The 15,512-nt window shown below is 62.4% G+C and carries 14 protein-coding genes, 2 pseudogenes and 1 other annotated feature; of the genes and pseudogenes, 9 read left to right on the top strand and 7 right to left on the bottom strand.

The genetic code is table 11. The annotated features are described in order from the left end of the window. Positions 1-29 precede the first annotated feature (29 nt). Positions 30-1,160, top strand: coding sequence for a Coenzyme F420 hydrogenase/dehydrogenase, beta subunit C-terminal domain (locus ACOGI7_RS04375; protein ID WP_419850701.1), 1,131 nt, complete (start codon positions 30-32; stop codon positions 1,158-1,160). A gap of 35 nt (positions 1,161-1,195) precedes the next feature. Here ACOGI7_RS04375 and ACOGI7_RS04370 read toward each other — a convergent pair whose 3' ends face one another. Continuing rightward, the gene (locus ACOGI7_RS04370; protein ID WP_419850700.1) at positions 1,196-1,567 is read right to left on the bottom strand and encodes a hypothetical protein; all 372 of its coding nucleotides are present in this window, start codon (positions 1,565-1,567) and stop codon (positions 1,196-1,198) included. Positions 1,568-1,618: 51 nt separating this feature from the next. Continuing rightward, on the bottom strand, positions 1,619-2,305 hold the full coding sequence (locus tag ACOGI7_RS04365; protein ID WP_419851455.1) for a uracil-DNA glycosylase: 687 nt from the start codon (positions 2,303-2,305) through the stop codon (positions 1,619-1,621). A gap of 11 nt (positions 2,306-2,316) precedes the next feature. Here ACOGI7_RS04365 and ACOGI7_RS04360 point away from each other — a divergent pair, with 11 nt between their 5' ends. The 3 genes from ACOGI7_RS04360 to ACOGI7_RS04350 are packed head-to-tail and all read left to right on the top strand — an operon-like array spanning position 2,317 to position 4,204. Continuing rightward, the gene (locus tag ACOGI7_RS04360; RefSeq protein ID WP_419850699.1) at positions 2,317-2,961 is read left to right on the top strand and encodes an MSMEG_4193 family putative phosphomutase; all 645 of its coding nucleotides are present in this window, start codon (positions 2,317-2,319) and stop codon (positions 2,959-2,961) included. Then, on the top strand, positions 2,958-3,449 hold the full coding sequence (locus ACOGI7_RS04355) for a DUF3090 family protein (RefSeq protein ID WP_419850698.1): 492 nt from the start codon (positions 2,958-2,960) through the stop codon (positions 3,447-3,449). Before ACOGI7_RS04360 ends, ACOGI7_RS04355 begins: the two co-directional genes overlap by 4 nt. Then, positions 3,449-4,204, top strand: coding sequence for an SCO1664 family protein (locus ACOGI7_RS04350; RefSeq protein ID WP_419850697.1), 756 nt, complete (start codon positions 3,449-3,451; stop codon positions 4,202-4,204). Before ACOGI7_RS04355 ends, ACOGI7_RS04350 begins: the two co-directional genes overlap by 1 nt. 7 nt (positions 4,205-4,211) lie before the next feature. On the opposite strand, the gene ACOGI7_RS04345 is transcribed toward ACOGI7_RS04350, so the two are convergent. Next, positions 4,212-5,174, bottom strand: coding sequence for an electron transfer flavoprotein subunit alpha/FixB family protein (locus ACOGI7_RS04345; RefSeq protein ID WP_419850696.1), 963 nt, complete (start codon positions 5,172-5,174; stop codon positions 4,212-4,214). Between the two features lie 23 nt (positions 5,175-5,197). Beyond that, positions 5,198-5,977: an electron transfer flavoprotein subunit beta/FixA family protein gene (locus tag ACOGI7_RS04340; RefSeq protein WP_419850695.1), complete on the bottom strand. Its 780-nt coding sequence runs from the start codon at positions 5,975-5,977 to the stop codon at positions 5,198-5,200. On the opposite strand from ACOGI7_RS04340, the gene ACOGI7_RS04335 reads away from it, so the two are divergent. Then, positions 5,877-7,013 carry a diacylglycerol/lipid kinase family protein gene (locus tag ACOGI7_RS04335; RefSeq protein ID WP_419850694.1) on the top strand — a complete coding sequence of 379 codons (1,137 nt, stop codon included), beginning with the start codon at positions 5,877-5,879 and terminating at the stop codon, positions 7,011-7,013. The genes ACOGI7_RS04340 and ACOGI7_RS04335 overlap by 101 nt on opposite strands. Positions 7,014-7,018: 5 nt before the next feature. Here the strand turns inward: ACOGI7_RS04335 and ACOGI7_RS04330 are convergent, their stop codons facing one another. Continuing rightward, positions 7,019-7,348: a hypothetical protein gene (locus ACOGI7_RS04330; RefSeq protein WP_419850693.1), complete on the bottom strand. Its 330-nt coding sequence runs from the start codon at positions 7,346-7,348 to the stop codon at positions 7,019-7,021. A gap of 56 nt (positions 7,349-7,404) precedes the next feature. On the opposite strand from ACOGI7_RS04330, the pseudogene ACOGI7_RS04325 reads away from it, so the two are divergent. Then, positions 7,405-8,263: pseudogene (locus ACOGI7_RS04325) on the top strand (integrase core domain-containing protein). Continuing rightward, positions 7,707-7,820: a sequence feature (AL1L pseudoknot), on the top strand. (Overlaps the previous pseudogene by 114 nt.) 112 nt (positions 8,264-8,375) lie before the next feature. After that, positions 8,376-11,180 (top strand): N-6 DNA methylase, encoded by a 2,805-nt coding sequence (locus tag ACOGI7_RS04320; protein ID WP_419851454.1) that lies wholly within the window; start codon positions 8,376-8,378, stop codon positions 11,178-11,180. Positions 11,181-11,201: 21 nt separating this feature from the next. Here ACOGI7_RS04320 and ACOGI7_RS04315 read toward each other — a convergent pair whose 3' ends face one another. Both ACOGI7_RS04315 and ACOGI7_RS04310 read right to left on the bottom strand, forming a co-directional pair. Further along, positions 11,202-11,519, bottom strand: a complete 318-nt coding sequence (locus ACOGI7_RS04315) for a hypothetical protein (protein WP_419850692.1) — start codon at positions 11,517-11,519, stop codon at positions 11,202-11,204. Next, positions 11,516-13,288: a hypothetical protein gene (locus ACOGI7_RS04310; protein WP_419850691.1), complete on the bottom strand. Its 1,773-nt coding sequence runs from the start codon at positions 13,286-13,288 to the stop codon at positions 11,516-11,518. The genes ACOGI7_RS04315 and ACOGI7_RS04310 overlap by 4 nt, the downstream gene beginning before the upstream one ends. Before the next feature lie 218 nt (positions 13,289-13,506). Between ACOGI7_RS04310 and ACOGI7_RS04305 the strand changes: the two genes are divergently transcribed. Then, positions 13,507-14,766, top strand: coding sequence for a DUF222 domain-containing protein (locus tag ACOGI7_RS04305; protein WP_419850690.1), 1,260 nt, complete (start codon positions 13,507-13,509; stop codon positions 14,764-14,766). A gap of 157 nt (positions 14,767-14,923) precedes the next feature. After that, a pseudogene (locus ACOGI7_RS04300) lies at positions 14,924-15,256 on the top strand (copper resistance CopC family protein); the annotation flags it as partial. Positions 15,257-15,512 lie beyond the last annotated feature (256 nt).

Here is a 15,512-nt window from a genome sequence, read left to right as displayed (position 1 = left end):
TCACATGCTGGGCGTGGCAAAGTCTCTGGGTGGCTGAGGCCAAGGTTCGCTGGACGCACCAGTGGAAAGAGCTCTACGAGGAAGTCATCGACTCGGGGCTGTGCACCGGCTGCGCGGGCTGTGTGATCGCCTGCCCTCACGATGTGATCGGCTACAAGCACGAGCCCGGCCAGTACAAGCCCTTCCACCTCGAAGAGGAGCTGGGCCTCTCCGACTGCATCCACGGCCAGAAGGGATGCACCTCCTGCACCCGGGCCTGCCCCCGGTTCCGCACTTGGGAGGCCGAGGCCGACGAGCACCTGTTCGGGCGCATCCGCAACGAGGACGAGGTGTCGGGAATCTACAGCGACATCCTGTTGGTGCGGGCCAGCGACGACTACGTATACGAGGTGGGCCAGGACGGCGGGCTGGTGTCGGCCATCTTGATCTGGTGCCTGGAGAACGACGTGATCGACGGGGCCCTCACCTCATTCTTGGAGGGGGGCGACACCGACGGCTGGAAGGCGGTGCCCGGCCTGGCCGCCAACCGGGAGGAGGTGCTGCGGGGCGCGGGCAGCCGCTACACCTACTCGGCCAACCCGCTGGCCTATCGGGAGGCCAAAGAGCGGGGGCTGGAGCGCCTGGCCTTGGTGGGCATGAGCTGCCAGACCTCCATCGGCCCGGTGATGTGGAACCGCAAGGTGGGCAAGGTGGGCCGCCCCATCAAGCTGAACATCGGACTGCTGTGCTCTAAGAGCTTCGACGACTCCATGTTCGAGGAGCTGTTCTGGGTGAAGTACGGTCTGCCCACCGACCAGATCGCCAAGATGAACATCAAGGGCGTGTTCCAGGTGTGGATGAAGAACGGCGACTACCACGAGATCAACCTCAAGGAGTGCCACGCCTGGACCCGGGAGGGCTGCAACCTGTGCCCCGACTTCGCCGCCGAGCACGCCGACATCTCCACCGGGGGCATCGGCGATGCCACCGACTGGACCCTCACCGTGGTCCGCACCGAGCTCGGCCGGGCCGTGATCAACGCCATGCTCGAGGACGGGGTGATCCAGGCCCGACCGGGCGATGACGACCCCGGAGCGGTGGCCCTCATGCACAAGCTGGCCGCCAAGAGCCGCCAACGCTGGCCCGACTGGGCCGAGAGCGCAGTCAAAGTAGGGGTTTGAGGGCGGAGCCATCCGCGGCTCGCTGTTGAAAGCGGTCAGCCGAGCCCGGACTCCTCCAGGATGCACTGACGCATGATCTGGTTCACTTCTATGGTGAGGTCGGCGTTGATGTCGCTGCGCAGATCGTCGTCCAAATCCTTGAACTCCTCGAAGGTCAGTGCCTCCCTGATCCCGTCAAAGCCGCACTTGCACACGTCGGCCAGGTTCTCCTGCACCTGCGCATCCAGGTTGTCCTTGCCCTCTTCCTCACAGCCCGTCCGGAAGTTTCGCTCGGGTTGACCCACGTCGGGCACGCCCTTGTACTCAGCGGGGTTGTCATCCCAGGAGGTGGGGGCGCCGGAGTTGCCGCAGGCGGCTGCTATCAAGATCAGCGCAGCCACAATCGCCAGCAGGCGGGTCTTCTTCACGGACCCAACGGTATCGCCCGATTCCCCGAAGTCGCGAACCAATCCCAGGGGCTACACGGCGTCGGCCAGCGCGAGGGCCCGGGCGAACACCTCGTCGAGCATTTCCTCGGTGAGCCGGCCGGTGAAGGTGTTCTGCTGGCTCACGTGGTAGGAGCACACCACGGTTTGCCCATCGGGTGTGGGTACCTCCAAGCCATGGGCGAACTTGGGGCGGGGCCTCACTCCGAGCTCAGTGGCCACCGCTCCGTAGCCGATGGCCCCCAAGGCCACAAACACCCGGGCCCGGCACAACAGGGCCAGTTCTCGCTCGAGAAATGGACGGCAGGCATCCCTCTCGGCTGGGGTGGGCTTGTTCTGGGGCGGGGCGCACCGCACGGGGGCGGTGATGTAGGTGTCGCGCAGCACGAGCCCGTCATCCCTGTCAGTGGCATTGGGCTGGTTGGCCAAGCCCATCCGGTGCAGCGACGCATACAGGAAATCGCCCGAACGGTCGCCGGTGAACATACGCCCGGTGCGGTTGGCACCGTGGGCGGCCGGGGCCAGGCCCACCACCACGATGCGGGCCTCGGGGTCGCCGAAGCCCGGCACCGGCCGACCCCAATAGTCCCAATCCCGATAGGCGGCCCGCTTGAGCACGGCCACCTCCTCCCGCCAGGCCACGAGCCGGGGGCAGGCCCGGCAGGCGATAACATCAGCGGCCAGTTCGTCGAATGTGTCTGCTGAGCCCACTCCCGGCAAGATAGAAGACAATGGCCAGCAAGTCCCGCAAACCCACCCTGGTGCTGTTCGTGCGCCACGGCCAGACCCCCACCACCGGCGCGGTGCTGCCCGGACGGGCCCCCGGGCTGCATCTCAGCGACCGGGGTCGGGAGCAGGCCGAGCAGGCCGCGGCCCGCATTGCCGCCCTGGGTCCGAAACGCATCGGAGCGGTGTACGCCTCCCCCATGGAGCGGGCCCGGGAGACCGCGGCCCCCATCGCCCGGGCGGTGGGTCGAAGGGTCCGGGTGCTCGACAGCCTCAACGAGTGCGATTTCGGCCGCTGGACCGGCCGCCGCCTCAGCGACCTGCGCCGCCGCCGCGACTGGCGCCAGGTGCAGCGAACTCCCAGCAGCTTCCGATTTCCCGGAGGAGAGTCGTTCGCCGAGATGCAGACCCGGATGACCGAAGCGGTGCAGTCGCTGTCGGCCCGCCATCCCGGCTCGACTGTTGTGGCGGTGTCGCACGCCGACACCATCAAAGCGGCAGTGTCATATGCCTCGGGCGCCCACCTGGACATGTTCCAGCGGATCGTGGTCTCGCCCTGCTCGATCACCGCCATCCTCTACAGCGACGAAGGCCCGCTAGTGCTGGCCGTCAACAGCACGTCTGAGTTGAAGGCTCTCGTACCGTCATGAGCGAATCCTTCGACCTGAACGATCTTGAGCACTTCACGGTGGGCACCATCGGGCCTCCCGGCCAACGGGTGTTCTATCTCCAGGCCGGAGTCACCGGCACCCTGGTGACGCTCAAGCTGGAAAAGCAGGAGGTGTCGGCGCTGGCCGACCACTTCGCCGCGGTGCTGCGGGAAATCTCCGAAGACCCCGACGCCATCGAGCCTGAAGTCGACATCGGCCTCATCGACCCGGTGGAGGCGGAGTGGACGGCGGGTGAATTCCGGTTCGGCTATGACCCCGACGCCGATCGGATGCTGCTCATCATCACCGAGAGGCCCGCCCAAGAAGAGGCCGACGACCTGGCCACCGCCCAATTCCGGATCACAAGGGGCCAAGTGGCTGGGTTTGTGAACCGGGCCCGACAGGTAGTGGCCTCGGGCCGGCCACCGTGCCGCTTCTGCGGCGCACCCCTCAATGACGACGGCACTTGGTGTCCCTGCTTTAACTGATGGATCCCGCCCCGTCGAACACCGAATCGCCGTTTCGCGACCGGCCCGCGCTCGAAGACGAGGCTGCCGTCGAAATACTGACCACCGGGGAGTTGGAAGTGCTGGGGCGCATGCCATGGAGCTCCAACATGACGTTTCTGGTGGACGTCCACTCCCCCGATTTCCCCATCGTCCAAGGGGTGTACAAACCGGTGAAGGGCGAGCGGCCTCTGTGGGACTTTCCCGCCGGACTGCACAACCGGGAGATCGCCGCCTTCGAACTGGCCCGCACCCTGGACTGGGATCTGGTGCCGCCCACGGTGCTCAGAGACGGGCCGCTAGGCGAGGGGTCGGTACAGCTCTATGTGCCCACCGACTACGACGAGCACTACTTCACCTTGCGGGAGGAGCCGGTCCACCATCGGTGGTTTCAGCGTTTGTGCGCTTTCGACTTCATCATCAACAGCACCGACCGCAAGGGGGGCCACATCCTGCTCGGCCACGACGGGCGGCTCTACGCCATCGACAACGGCTTGTCGTTCCATTGCGAGTTCAAATTGCGCACGGTGATCTGGGAGTGGGCCGGAGAACTCCTGCCAGACGATTTGGCCGACGACGTGACCGCCATGCTGGAAGAGGGCCTGCCCGAAAGCGTGGCCGGTCTGCTCACCCTGTTGGAGCGCGATGCCCTGATAACCCGGGCAAACGCCCTAGTGGGCGAGGGTCGCTTTCCCGTCGATCCCAGCGGCCGCCGTCACCCCTGGCCGCTGGTGTGAGGCTGGCCTATCCCCGCGCTTGCAGAGCTTCGATCAGCTTGGGCAGCACTTTGTGGACGTCGCCCACCACGCCGAGGTCGGCGATGCCGAATATGGGCGCCTCGGCGTCCTTGTTGATGGCGATGATGTTCTTGGAGCCCTTCATGCCCACCATGTGCTGGGTGGCCCCGGAGATTCCGCAGGCCACATACACATCGGGCTTGACCACCTTGCCGGTCTGGCCCACCTGGTGGGAATAGGGCACCCAGCCCGCGTCCACGATGGCTCGCGACGCGCCAGCGGCACCGCCGAGAAGCTTGGCCAAGTCCTCGATCATGGAGTATTTCTCGGCTTCGCCCAGGCCCCGCCCGCCCGAGACCACCACGCCGGCTTCGTCCAGTTTGGGGCCAGAGGACTCCTCGGCGAATCGGTCGACTACCCGGGCCGCCCCGGTAGCGCCCAGATCGGGCACCGGCAAAGGCGACACCGCCGCCGGACCCCCGCCGGACTCCTCGGCTGCGAATGACTTGGGGCGAACCAGGAATAGGCCGACACCCGACCCGTTGAACCGGGTGCTGACGTTGACCGTGCCGCCGAACACCGGCTCGGTCCCGACGAGGGAGCCATCAGCTTGCTCTAACTCGACGATGTTGGTGATGACCGGCGCGCCCAGCTTGACCGAGAGCCGTCCAGCTACGTCTCGACCGTCATAGGTGGTGCCGAACAACACCGCATCGGGGCCGGCGCCTCCGTTGATGGCCGCGGCGATGGCCGAGGCCACTGCCGGCCCAGGGAGGCCGTCGCCCAGGTCGCCGGTGGCGTGGACCGTGGTGGCCCCGTGGGCACCGAGCTCGGCGGCCACCGGCTCTCCGTCTGTGGCCACTACCGCTTCCACGGTGTCGGCCAGCTCGCGGGCCCTAGTCAACAATTCAAGGCTGATCGAGGCGACCTTGCCGCCCGAGGCCTCTGCAAACACCCAGATGGTTCCCATACTGTCTCCTAGCGTCCCGTGTCCTAGACGATCCTGAGCTCTTCAAGCAGGGCGATGATGCGCTCGTGGGCGTCGCCCTCATCGGTGATGATCTCGCCAGCCTCCCTCTCGGGTGCCGGGCTGACGTCGGTGATCTCCTGGCCACCGCCAGCCCAGCCAACCTGATCGGCGCTGATGCCCAGGTCGGCGATGCCCACTTGGTCCATGGGCTTGGACTTGGCCGCCATGATGCCCTTGAAGGATGGGTAGCGGGGCTCGACCACCCCGGCGGTCACCGACACCACGGCGGGCAGCGGGCACCGCACCTCGTCATAGCCGGCCTCGGTCTGGCGCTTGACCACCACCTCGCCACCGTCTGTCTGGATCTCTTTGGCAAAGGTGACCGAGGGCAGGCCCAGCAACTCTGCCACCTGCTCGGGAACCGTGCCGGTGTAGCCGTCGGACGACTCAGTGGCGGCCAGAATCAGATCGGCCTGAGCCCGGCCAATAGCAGCCGCCAATACTCTGGCGGTGCCCAGGGCGTCGGTTCCGGCCAATGCCTCGTCGCTGACCAGAATGGCCTTGTCTGCTCCCATGGCCAGCGCGGAGCGCAGCCCGTTCACCTCTTCATTGGGGGCCATCGATACCAGGGTCACCTCACCCTCGCCGGCGGCATCGCGCAACTGGAGGGCCATCTCCACTCCGTAGGAGTCCGACTCGTCCATGATGAGCTTCATGTCCCGCTTGAGGGTTTTGGTCTCCGGGTCGAGCTCCCCGGGATCGGCCGGATCGGGGATTTGCTTCACGCAGACGACAATGTCCATAGCGTGCAAGTCTCCCACCCGGCCCCAGCGGTGCAAAACCAAACGGAGCCGAAGAAATGGGCAATTTCCGACGAATGGGTTTTCTTGGCTATCGGACGGAAGCGGTAGCGTAGAAGGCCTGAAGGTCCTCCTCCTCGTCAACCCCCACGCTTCGTCGGTCACCGCCCGGACCCAGGTTGTCATCCAAAAGGCACTGGCTGCCGACCACGACGTGACCCTGGCTGCCACGAATCGGCGGGGCCACGCCTCCCGCCTGGCCCACGGGGCGGTGGCCGAAGGCTGCGATGCAGTGGCGGTGCTGGGAGGTGACGGGACTCTCAATGAGGCCATCAACGGTCTGGCCGGCTCAGATGTGGCGCTCGCCCCCCTCCCGGGCGGATCAACCAACGTCTTCGCCCGCACCATCGGACTACCCGACGACCCGGTGGAGGCGGCCGCCATGTTGCTGGAAACGCTCGCCGCCGGCCACATAAAGCGGGTTGGGCTCGGCCAGGTGAACGGAAGGTATTTCCTGTTTCACGCCGGAGTGGGATATGACGCTGCCGTCGTACAGCAAGTGGAGCGGCGGGCCGGGCTGAAGCGGTATGCCAACCACGCCCTGTTCGCCTTCGCGGCGGTGGACACTTGGCTTCGCCACTACGACCGGTCGCGTCCCCGGTTCACCGTCTACCACGCCGACGGTGAGGCGGTGACCGGCCAGTTCGCCATCTGCCTCAACACCAATCCCTACACCTACCTGGGTTCGCGCCCCTTCAACGTGATGCCCGACACCACCTTGGATGTGCCCCTTTCCATGGTGACCCTGCGGTCGCTGCGGGCCAACCGCCTCCTGCGAGTAGCGGCCAGCGCCCTCGGCTATGGCCCCCCGGTCACCGCCTATCGCCATGTCCACTCCCGCAACGATGTCATCAGCGCCGTCGTGGCCAGCGACACCCCCTTCCCCTACCAGCTCGACGGCGACTACCTCGGCGAAACCACCCGCCTAGAGTTCCACCACGCCGCCAACGCCCTCGCCCTGGCCCTGCCCCTGGGCTGAGTGGATCAGGACATCAACCCCTCCTGGTGCGCCCAGGCAAAAAACTCCTTTCCAGTTGCCGGTAACCTCATTTCAGTTGCCCGCAAGTCATCTACCAGATTCTCTGCTTCGGAGCGGTTGAGCACTCCCGACTGGACGCCCTGAGCAACCAACCACATTGAGTCCTGAACCAATATCCCCTCCTGTTGGGCTAACCGATTGCCGGCACGCTCGTCGATGATAGCCACGCCACCATGAACGCTCGTCCAAGCCAACACAGCAGCTTCGCCGGTATTTTCATGAACTCCTCCTCCGAGCTCAGTCTTGTAGCGAGCAAACGCAGTTAGTTCGTTCACTTTGAACCGCCCTGGTATGGCCGGAGGGTCTCAAGCTTGGAAGCGAGACTATGGCTATGCCTACACAGAGATTGCCGGGGCGTCCTTCGACGAGGAGGTATTCGGCTCAGGAGAAGGCCCAGGCGGTGCGGCTGGTTCGCCAGTTGCGCGCTGAGCTGGGTTCTGACCGGGGGACGGTCAAGCGGGTTGCGGAGCAGCTCGGCTACGGGGTGGAGTCGGTGCGGGCCTGGGTGCGCCAGGCCGATGTCGACGACGGCTCGGTCCCGGGTGTCACCAGCGAGGAGCGGGCCAGGATCAAGGCGTTGGAGCAGGAGGTGCGGGAGCTTCGCCGGGCGAACGCGATCTTGAAGTCGGCGTCGGCTTTCTTCGCGGCGGAGCTCGACCGCCCACACCGGTGATGGTGGAGTTCATCGACGCCCGCCGCGGCGAGTTCGGGGTCGAGCCGATCTGGGGGGCATTGCAGTTCGCCCCGTCGACGTATTACGACGCCAAGTCGCGGCCCGAGTCGCAGAGGGCTCGCCGCCACCGGGCGATGGGTGCGGTGCTGGTGTCGATCTGGGCGGCCAACTCGAGGGCCTGGCGGTGCACTCCGACGCCGGCAGCCAGTTCACCTCCATCCGCTACACCGACCGCCTCGCCGAGACCGGCGCCGCGGCCTCAGTCGGGTCGGTGGGCGACTCCTACGACAACGCGCTGGCCGAGACCGTCATCGGCCTCTACAAAACCGAGGTCATCCGCGGCCCCGACCAGGGGCCCTGGCACGACTGCACAGACATCGAGCTCGCCACCCTGGGATGGGTGCACTGGCACAACCACCAAAGACTCCACACCTACCTGGGCAACATCCCGCCAGCAGAATTCGAAGCGGCCTATGCTGCCCGACAACCCAACCGACAACCGATTGGAAACCAATAAACCGACCCTCCAGAAAAACCAGGGCGGTTCACGGGTACTAGCGCCGCACTTCTACAACAGCGAGGGCCATTACCATGCCCACAAGTCGCCAGGCAGCTGCGCAAGGAGAGATATGGGGAACGCGGGTAACGAGACCTCAACCAGTATTGGTGGAGCGGATTTCGAAGCCGCACTGAACGTTCGCTTGGCTCAACTCCTCAAAGCAGAGGGCGTCGACATAGTTCGAACAGAACAGCAGCAGCCAGGTTCGGCCCAAAAGAGATTCGATATCGAAGCAAAAATCGGGGCACTAGTCGTGGCCATTGAGGCCGAGATAGACAACCGGCGCGGGGCACTGGCTGATGCTCGAAAGCGGTTAAGGGAGCACGAACAAGGTGCGGCTGTCGCCCATGAGGCTGTGGCCGTGAGCTATCCCGGCGGCCTACGGGTTGAACGATTTGACGACGCGACAATTCTGGAATGGGCTGTGCTTCCTTCAGAGCAATTTGCTTCGGGCCGACCCCTTGACCTCGCTCGGGTCGTACGGCTGATGCCGGAGCAGCGGGGAGACCCCGAAGCTGTGGCCCGGTCTCTAGATGATTCGCTGACGCAAGCGTGCGAGGAGATCACTGCCAATCAGATGCGGGAGTTGGCAGAAGAACTGGATTTGCCGGTATCTCAGACTGTGAGAGGTAAGAAAAGAGATACCACCAGAGCAGCCGCCAAGCGCGGCCTCTTGGCGATAACGGCGGCAGCCATGTTTCACTCCCGCCTAGATGATCATTTGCGGGCCTTGCGGCCTGAGATTGACGCACGCACAGACCAGCCCTACAAAGGCCGATGGCCGCCGGACAAGCTGGCAGTCTGCCTTCAACAAGGTGATCCTGTCGGGGCACTTCATGATTCCTGGCAGATGATCTTGGCGGTGGACTACCGCCCGATTTTTGAAGCGGCATGCCGCGCCTTGATGGCACCATCTCGCGACGAAGGTTGGACGTCGGCTGTGCACCGAGTTGCTCGGGCGGCTCTTTCGGCGGCGGCGGCACCGTCGAGTGGAAGCCACGACCTGATCGGACGAATTTTCCATCGACTACTCGACTCAGCCCGTTACGACGGCTCCTTTTACACCAGCACCTCCGCTGCGGTGCTCTTGGCGGGACTAGCAATCCGGTCAGAGGACCTAAACGAGGACTTATCCGACTATCGAGTGATCGACCCCGCCTGCGGTACGGGCACATTGCTGATGGCCGCCGCTGAACGCATTCGCGACTTGCGCCCGGGAACGGGACGGGAGGCTGATGCCAAGACACTCATAGAGGACGTGATTTGGGGCCTGGATGTCAATACCACCGCCTGTCACATGGCAGCCACCACGCTCGGCCTGATGTCACCCTCCACCGCATTCAAGAACATGAATATCCACATGATGCCACTGGAGGCTGGAGGCAAAAGCCGGTCCGATGAGGCCAGGGTCGGATCGCTGGAGCTACTTGAGACTGACAAACGGCTCTTCGTTGGCTGGTCAGCTGGCCGACAAGTAGACACCGAAGTCCAAGTCGAGGCCAGGCATAACTCCTATGACCTCGTCATCATGAACCCGCCCTATACCCGCGATTCCCTCCGCCACGACCAATTCAACGCTGCCGACGAGAAGCACCTCAAGAAACGTGAGAAGGAGCTGATGGCCGGAACCGCGGCCCGAGGCGAGAGCGGCTCCACCGCGTTCTGCGTGCTCGGCGAGCACTTGGCGAAGTTGGCTGGCGGTGCTGTAGCCAGCGTCCTCCCTCTTTCTGCCGCCGGGGACCCATCGGGTAGAGAGGTTCGAAGACTATTGGCAGAGTGGTTTCACATCGAGTGGGTAATCGCAAGCCACGATCCCAACCGCTACTGCTTCTCTGAGAACACCAGCATCTCAGAAATGTTGGTGGTAGCCCGCCGTCACACCGAATCTGTCCCATCACGGCGGCCGCCGACAAGATTCGTGTGCTTGAGGCAGAACTCCGAACTAGCAACGGACGCACTGGCCACAGCAACCGCACTCCACCGGGGCGAGCTGAAAGAGTCCGTTGGAAGCGTCTCAGAGTGGCCCGCCGCAAGAATGGCAAATGGGGAGTGGCGGCCGCTTGGCTTGACATCACCAGCACTAGTGGAAACCGCTAAAGCAATTTCCAGTGGCGAATTGTTCCCAATAACCACTCTAGGCAACATCGCCCAAATCGGCCCCGCTGGCCAGCGTATCCGCGACGTTTACACGAAGCACGACGTTGCCGACACAACAGGGAACCGTGCCCTCTGGCACAACGACACTGACAAGATCCGCTCGTTACAAACGCACAGCGACGTTTACATCCACGCCAAACCGGGAGAACGGGAGCAACGGCTCGCGGATTCCTACTGGTTGCAACGATCAAATCTGCTGTTCTGCGACAAGGCCCGTCTGAACACAGCCAGAGTCTTCGCAGCCTGGACTCCCGAGAGGACTGTGGGATCACGCTGGATACCCATTCGAATCCGCGCCGAGAGAGAGAGAGAGAGAGAGAGAGAGAGAGAGAGAGAGAGAGAGAGAGAGAGAGAGAGAGAGAGAGAAAGAGAAAGAGAGAAAGAGAGAGAGAAGGCGCTCAGCGTCTACCTCAACTCCACGCTCGGCATCACTGGCGCAATCGCGGCAGCTGCTCCGAACATCCTGTCTCGCGTGAACTTCTCCCTGGACACGATCAGGAGCTTGCCTGTCCCCAACCTGACCGACGAACAAGCACAGGCCCTGGCCGGTGTATTTGATGCCAATGCAGAAGCCGAGCTCTTCACCTTGGCCGATGTGGCTGACGACCCTGTCCGCATTGCCTTGGACGAGTCCGTAGCTCAGGCCCTCGAAATTTCACTTGATGCTGTCGCTCAGGTCCGCTCTGAACTGAGCCGCGAGCCGTCGGTACGGGGATAGAGGACCGAAAACCCTGCTTGGTCAGAGTTGGTTCAAAATTTGCTGCACCCCAGATGCCGCTGCACCGCTGCCCATGGCCTCCGCCAGTCTCGACAGGAAGTTTCGATTTGAGTCGGAAGCACCACCCTCATCATCTTCAGAATCCTCGTCTTGGCTAGGGGCTGCTAAGTCCAACCCGAAAACCCTTAGCTCGGTACGCCTCCTTTCAAATTCAGGCTCCTGAGAGTCATTCCATGCCACGCGGATCACTTCTTCCGAGAACACAAGGCTCGGGCTTTCCGACTGCAGAATCGCTTCATGATCTCCTTGCTCACGAGCGTTTTCGCCCTGGCCGCTCATATGATCCTTGAATCTTGGAGAGAGGGAGGCGGATCGGTGTTTCTCCGGGTATGGATAATCCCTATCTTGCGAGGCTCGAAGCTCCAGGCGTCCTGGTCGGCTTCTTCCTGGGTAACCTCCCAGCAATCACCATTGCGGTTGAAGAACTTCAATACTGGCTCTACGTAGTAGCTCTGATCAGAGCCCAACAGGCCTGAGTCGAGGATCTCCTGCACGAGATCCTTGGCCTGTGTAGGCGATACAGCCTGAGGAAGCAAGATCGTTGTCCAGTATTCATGGGTACTTGGTTCAAGTACTGAACCTTCGTCAGATACCCAGTGGCCCGGTCCTACCCCGACTGAAGCCCAAGTGTTGTAACGAAAACCCATCCTTCGTAAGGCGACTAGCTCCTCTTCAGCCAAGAATTTCTCAGGTGTGAAACAGAAGAGCCTTCCGCTCTCGTGAAGGGCGGGATCGGCACCTGACATGAACCCATTGTGAGCGTAAAGGCTGGCATCAAGAACCTCTTGAACATCGCGCAGTCGAATCATGAGCTTGGTTTCCCTCCAACCTTGGGCCTCGATCCACCTCTCCCTCAGCCGCGAATATGGTTTTGCAACTGCATCGACACCAGTAACCCGCCACCACGCACTACCTAGATGGGGCAAATTTGTCTCACCATTTGCCTGTCGATCTTGGTGGTCCTCCGGCCAGACAAACTCACATTCCGCCAACCCAGTTTGCACGCTTCTGGCCGAACCGCGCTCCGGGTCAGATCCTGTCTCAACCAACCACCCCATCTTGCCTAGGCCCGGTATCCTGATCACGTCATCTACACAGATGTCATCTACCCTGATTCGAACACCATTGGCCTCCTCTTCCATGGTTTCGATTTCAGGCTCTGTCTGAAGCAATTGGTTGAATGCCCCTCTCTCCTGAGACCATTCAAGGATCCCCTCTCCTGTTCGGATGCGAGAGAAAAGTGCACGTTCATCCGGATCTTCCGGCTTTTTCTCCATCTGCTCCAGAGCCGCATCTGCGGTCTCTCCCAGCATCGCTCGAAGAGCTTCTGGAGCTTCAACTGCATCCAGCAGAGCCCGGTCTGCCTTCACTAGGAGGTCAACTACTGCAGCCAGCGGACTTCTGTCCTTGTGCCGAATCCACGCGTTCAATTCATCGACACTCCAGTCTTCAACGGCCGTTCGGGTGAACAGCCGGAGGAACTTATGTTCAAGCCTGCAACTCAGGCGTGAACAGCCGTTGCCTTCTAGGACAGAGTTTCTGATCCAGCAACAGACGGCAGCCCAGACTTCGTGCATTGACCAGATGTACACAGGGGGAAGCCCATCAGTTCCGTCCAACTGGAAGTACCGCCACTCAAGAGACCCGACCTGGTCGTCACCAGAGTTGATGTGGCTTATGAACTGTTCGGCCGTCTGAGTCGAGACATCGCCACTGTCGTAGTTATGAAGGCTGCGGTGTTCCTGAAAGTGAAGCTCTATATGGTCTCGGGCCTCCTGACTCAGGTCCCGGAACAGCTTGACAAGGTCGTGTCCATACTCCTGTCTGAGTTCGTCCGCAGAGATGCCCTGAGACAGCAAGACCAGCTTTAGTGCCTGCTCGATCCCGTTGTAGCAAGGCGTCACGAATAGTTCCATCTGCATGGCCATGTATTCGGCTGAGAGGTCTGGTTTGGGCTCGTTAGAGATGAAGATCTGACACGCATGCTGGCGCGTTAGAAGCACCCTGCGAGCAATCTTGGTGATTTCTCCATCGTCGTAGTCAGCCACGAAGCACAATGCTACAAGGCATGCACCTGATTGCAGGTGAACCAAGGGCGGATGATGCTGGGGCTCTTGCGCTGTCAGACAATGCGCAAAGTCTGTCCTCTTCGAACTTCAGTGGCTAGATCATTGCTGTATTTAAAGGGCCGACCCGATTGATTGGCTTCAAGCCCCTGTAACCACCGACAAGATCAAACTGTCACCCGCATCGGTAAACTTGTTGCATGGAGTTTATGGCCTCTGAACAGGGGAAATGGGCTGAGGAGAAAGTTACCGTGCCGGTGTGGCCGGAGGTGGTTGATGTTGCTGGATTGACGCTTTCGGGGTTGCGGGAGCGGCTAGGAGTGATCAAGCGGGCTGAGTCTCGGTTGGCGGCGATGAAGACGGCGTCGCTAGCTGAATACGCCCGTCGAAGCACCGATGGGTTGGCTCGGCGGATGGCTTGTGAGGAACTGCAAGTTTCCCGGCGACAGGCCAAGCGCGAGGTCGAGACCGCAGAGCAACTCACTCAGGTCCCTGAGACTTTGGAGGCGTTGGGTTCCGGGGAGATCCCCGAGGCCCACGCCAAGCAGATTGCCCGGGCCGCGTCGCAGGGGCCGGTAAATGAAACAGTGTTAGTCGAGGCAGCCCGTAGTCAGAATTTCGACACCTTTTCCAAAACGCTGCGCGATCACCAGCAAGAACAGTCCGGCGACGACGGCAAGAGCCAGTTCGAGAAGCAGCGGGAGCGCCGCTCGGTCAGCTTCTTCAAATCGCCCGACGACGACATGTTCATCCTCTCCGGGAAGTTTGACCCCGTCGCCGGTCACCGAATTGAGGCTGCGCTGGCTGCCAAGGAGCGGAGCTTGCGCAACGACAAGGGTGCTGCTGATCAGACGTCGTTCAATCAGCGGTTGGCCGACGCATTGGAATCGCTGGTGTGCTCCGAACCTGGTGACGGCAAGCCGCTGGGCGCGAACTTGATCTTGACTGCTGATTGGGACGCAGTGAACCAACGGATGGCCGATGCCCGGCTACTGGACGGCACGCCACTTCCCATGAGTGAAGCCCTGCGGTTGGCTTGCGATGCCGACATCCTGCCCGCGGCGTTCGACCGCCAAGGCCAGGAGCTCTGGGTCGGGCGCAAGCTCCGCTCGGCTACCGAGGCTCAGCGAGCCGCCCTCATCATCAGAGACCGACACTGCATTGGGTGCGGTCAATCCGCCACCTGGTGCGAAGTCCATCACATCCACGAATGGTCGCGGGGCGGCCCGACCGACCTTGACAACCTGGTATTGCTCTGCACGCCCTGTCACCATCAAGTACACGACGACAACTGGGCAGTACACCGACGCCGAGACGGAACGTACGAATTGCGACCGCCACCCAAACCTGCAGACTCTGAGCCCTTCCCCGATAGTCATCCACCGCCAACCCGCCAGCGTGCTCAAGTGCCCATTGGTGATGACTTGGGGAAATCATCGCGCCAACCCGCTCTTGTCTGAGTAAGTTGGACTCGGCCCGATCCCGGTCCGGTGCCGAGTTTTCAGTTGAAGGACCGGGCCGGGTGGGCCAAGCCCGCCCTACCGGGAGCGGTTTCGGTAACTAGCATCGCAACTCATCAGACAAAGGCGTCAATTTGTTCGGCGGGTGGCGGTCACAATGTGGGTGTTGCTGGGCAGCCTCGCCTTGACGACCGTCTGGACAGCAACGGCAGCCGCTCACACTGAGTTGCAGTCGTCGCATCCGTCTGACGGCGATACGGTCGGTGAACCGGTCTCGCAAATCTCGCTTACTTTCACTCGTCCCGTTGAGCCAGTCTCGGACGGCTTTATCGCGTTCGATGAGGAAGGACACGGACGCACTCCGGACACCGTGGACTCAACCGATGGGCAGACCTGGCTTATGCGCTATGAAGCACCGCTGCCCAACGGCAGAATTGAGGTGTATTGGCGGGTAACGGCCGCCGATGGCCACATTCTGGAGGGCACGTTCGCGTTCACGGTCCTCCGGGCCGAGAGCGGGCCCACGATCGCGCCGTCTCCTGGCCCTCAAGATGCGCAGAACACCGGGTCTACCCCAGCAATTGTCGAACCCACGACACCCGTGCCCTATGATTCTCCCTCGGCGGCAACCAAATCACCCGAAGGGCCAAGCCGCACCGAAGCTCCATCGACGCCACAACCAACCACATCTGGCTCGATGGGCCCGGAAAGCTCATCCCCATCGCCAACCATGGGCCCCGCGGAGC

It is taken from the genome of Candidatus Poriferisocius sp., from assembly GCF_965204145.1.
In the GTDB taxonomy this organism is placed as follows: Bacteria; Actinomycetota; Acidimicrobiia; order Acidimicrobiales; family Bin134; genus Poriferisocius.
The sequence above is the reverse complement of the archived record's forward strand: the minus strand, read 5'-3'. Positions and strand labels throughout refer to the sequence as shown.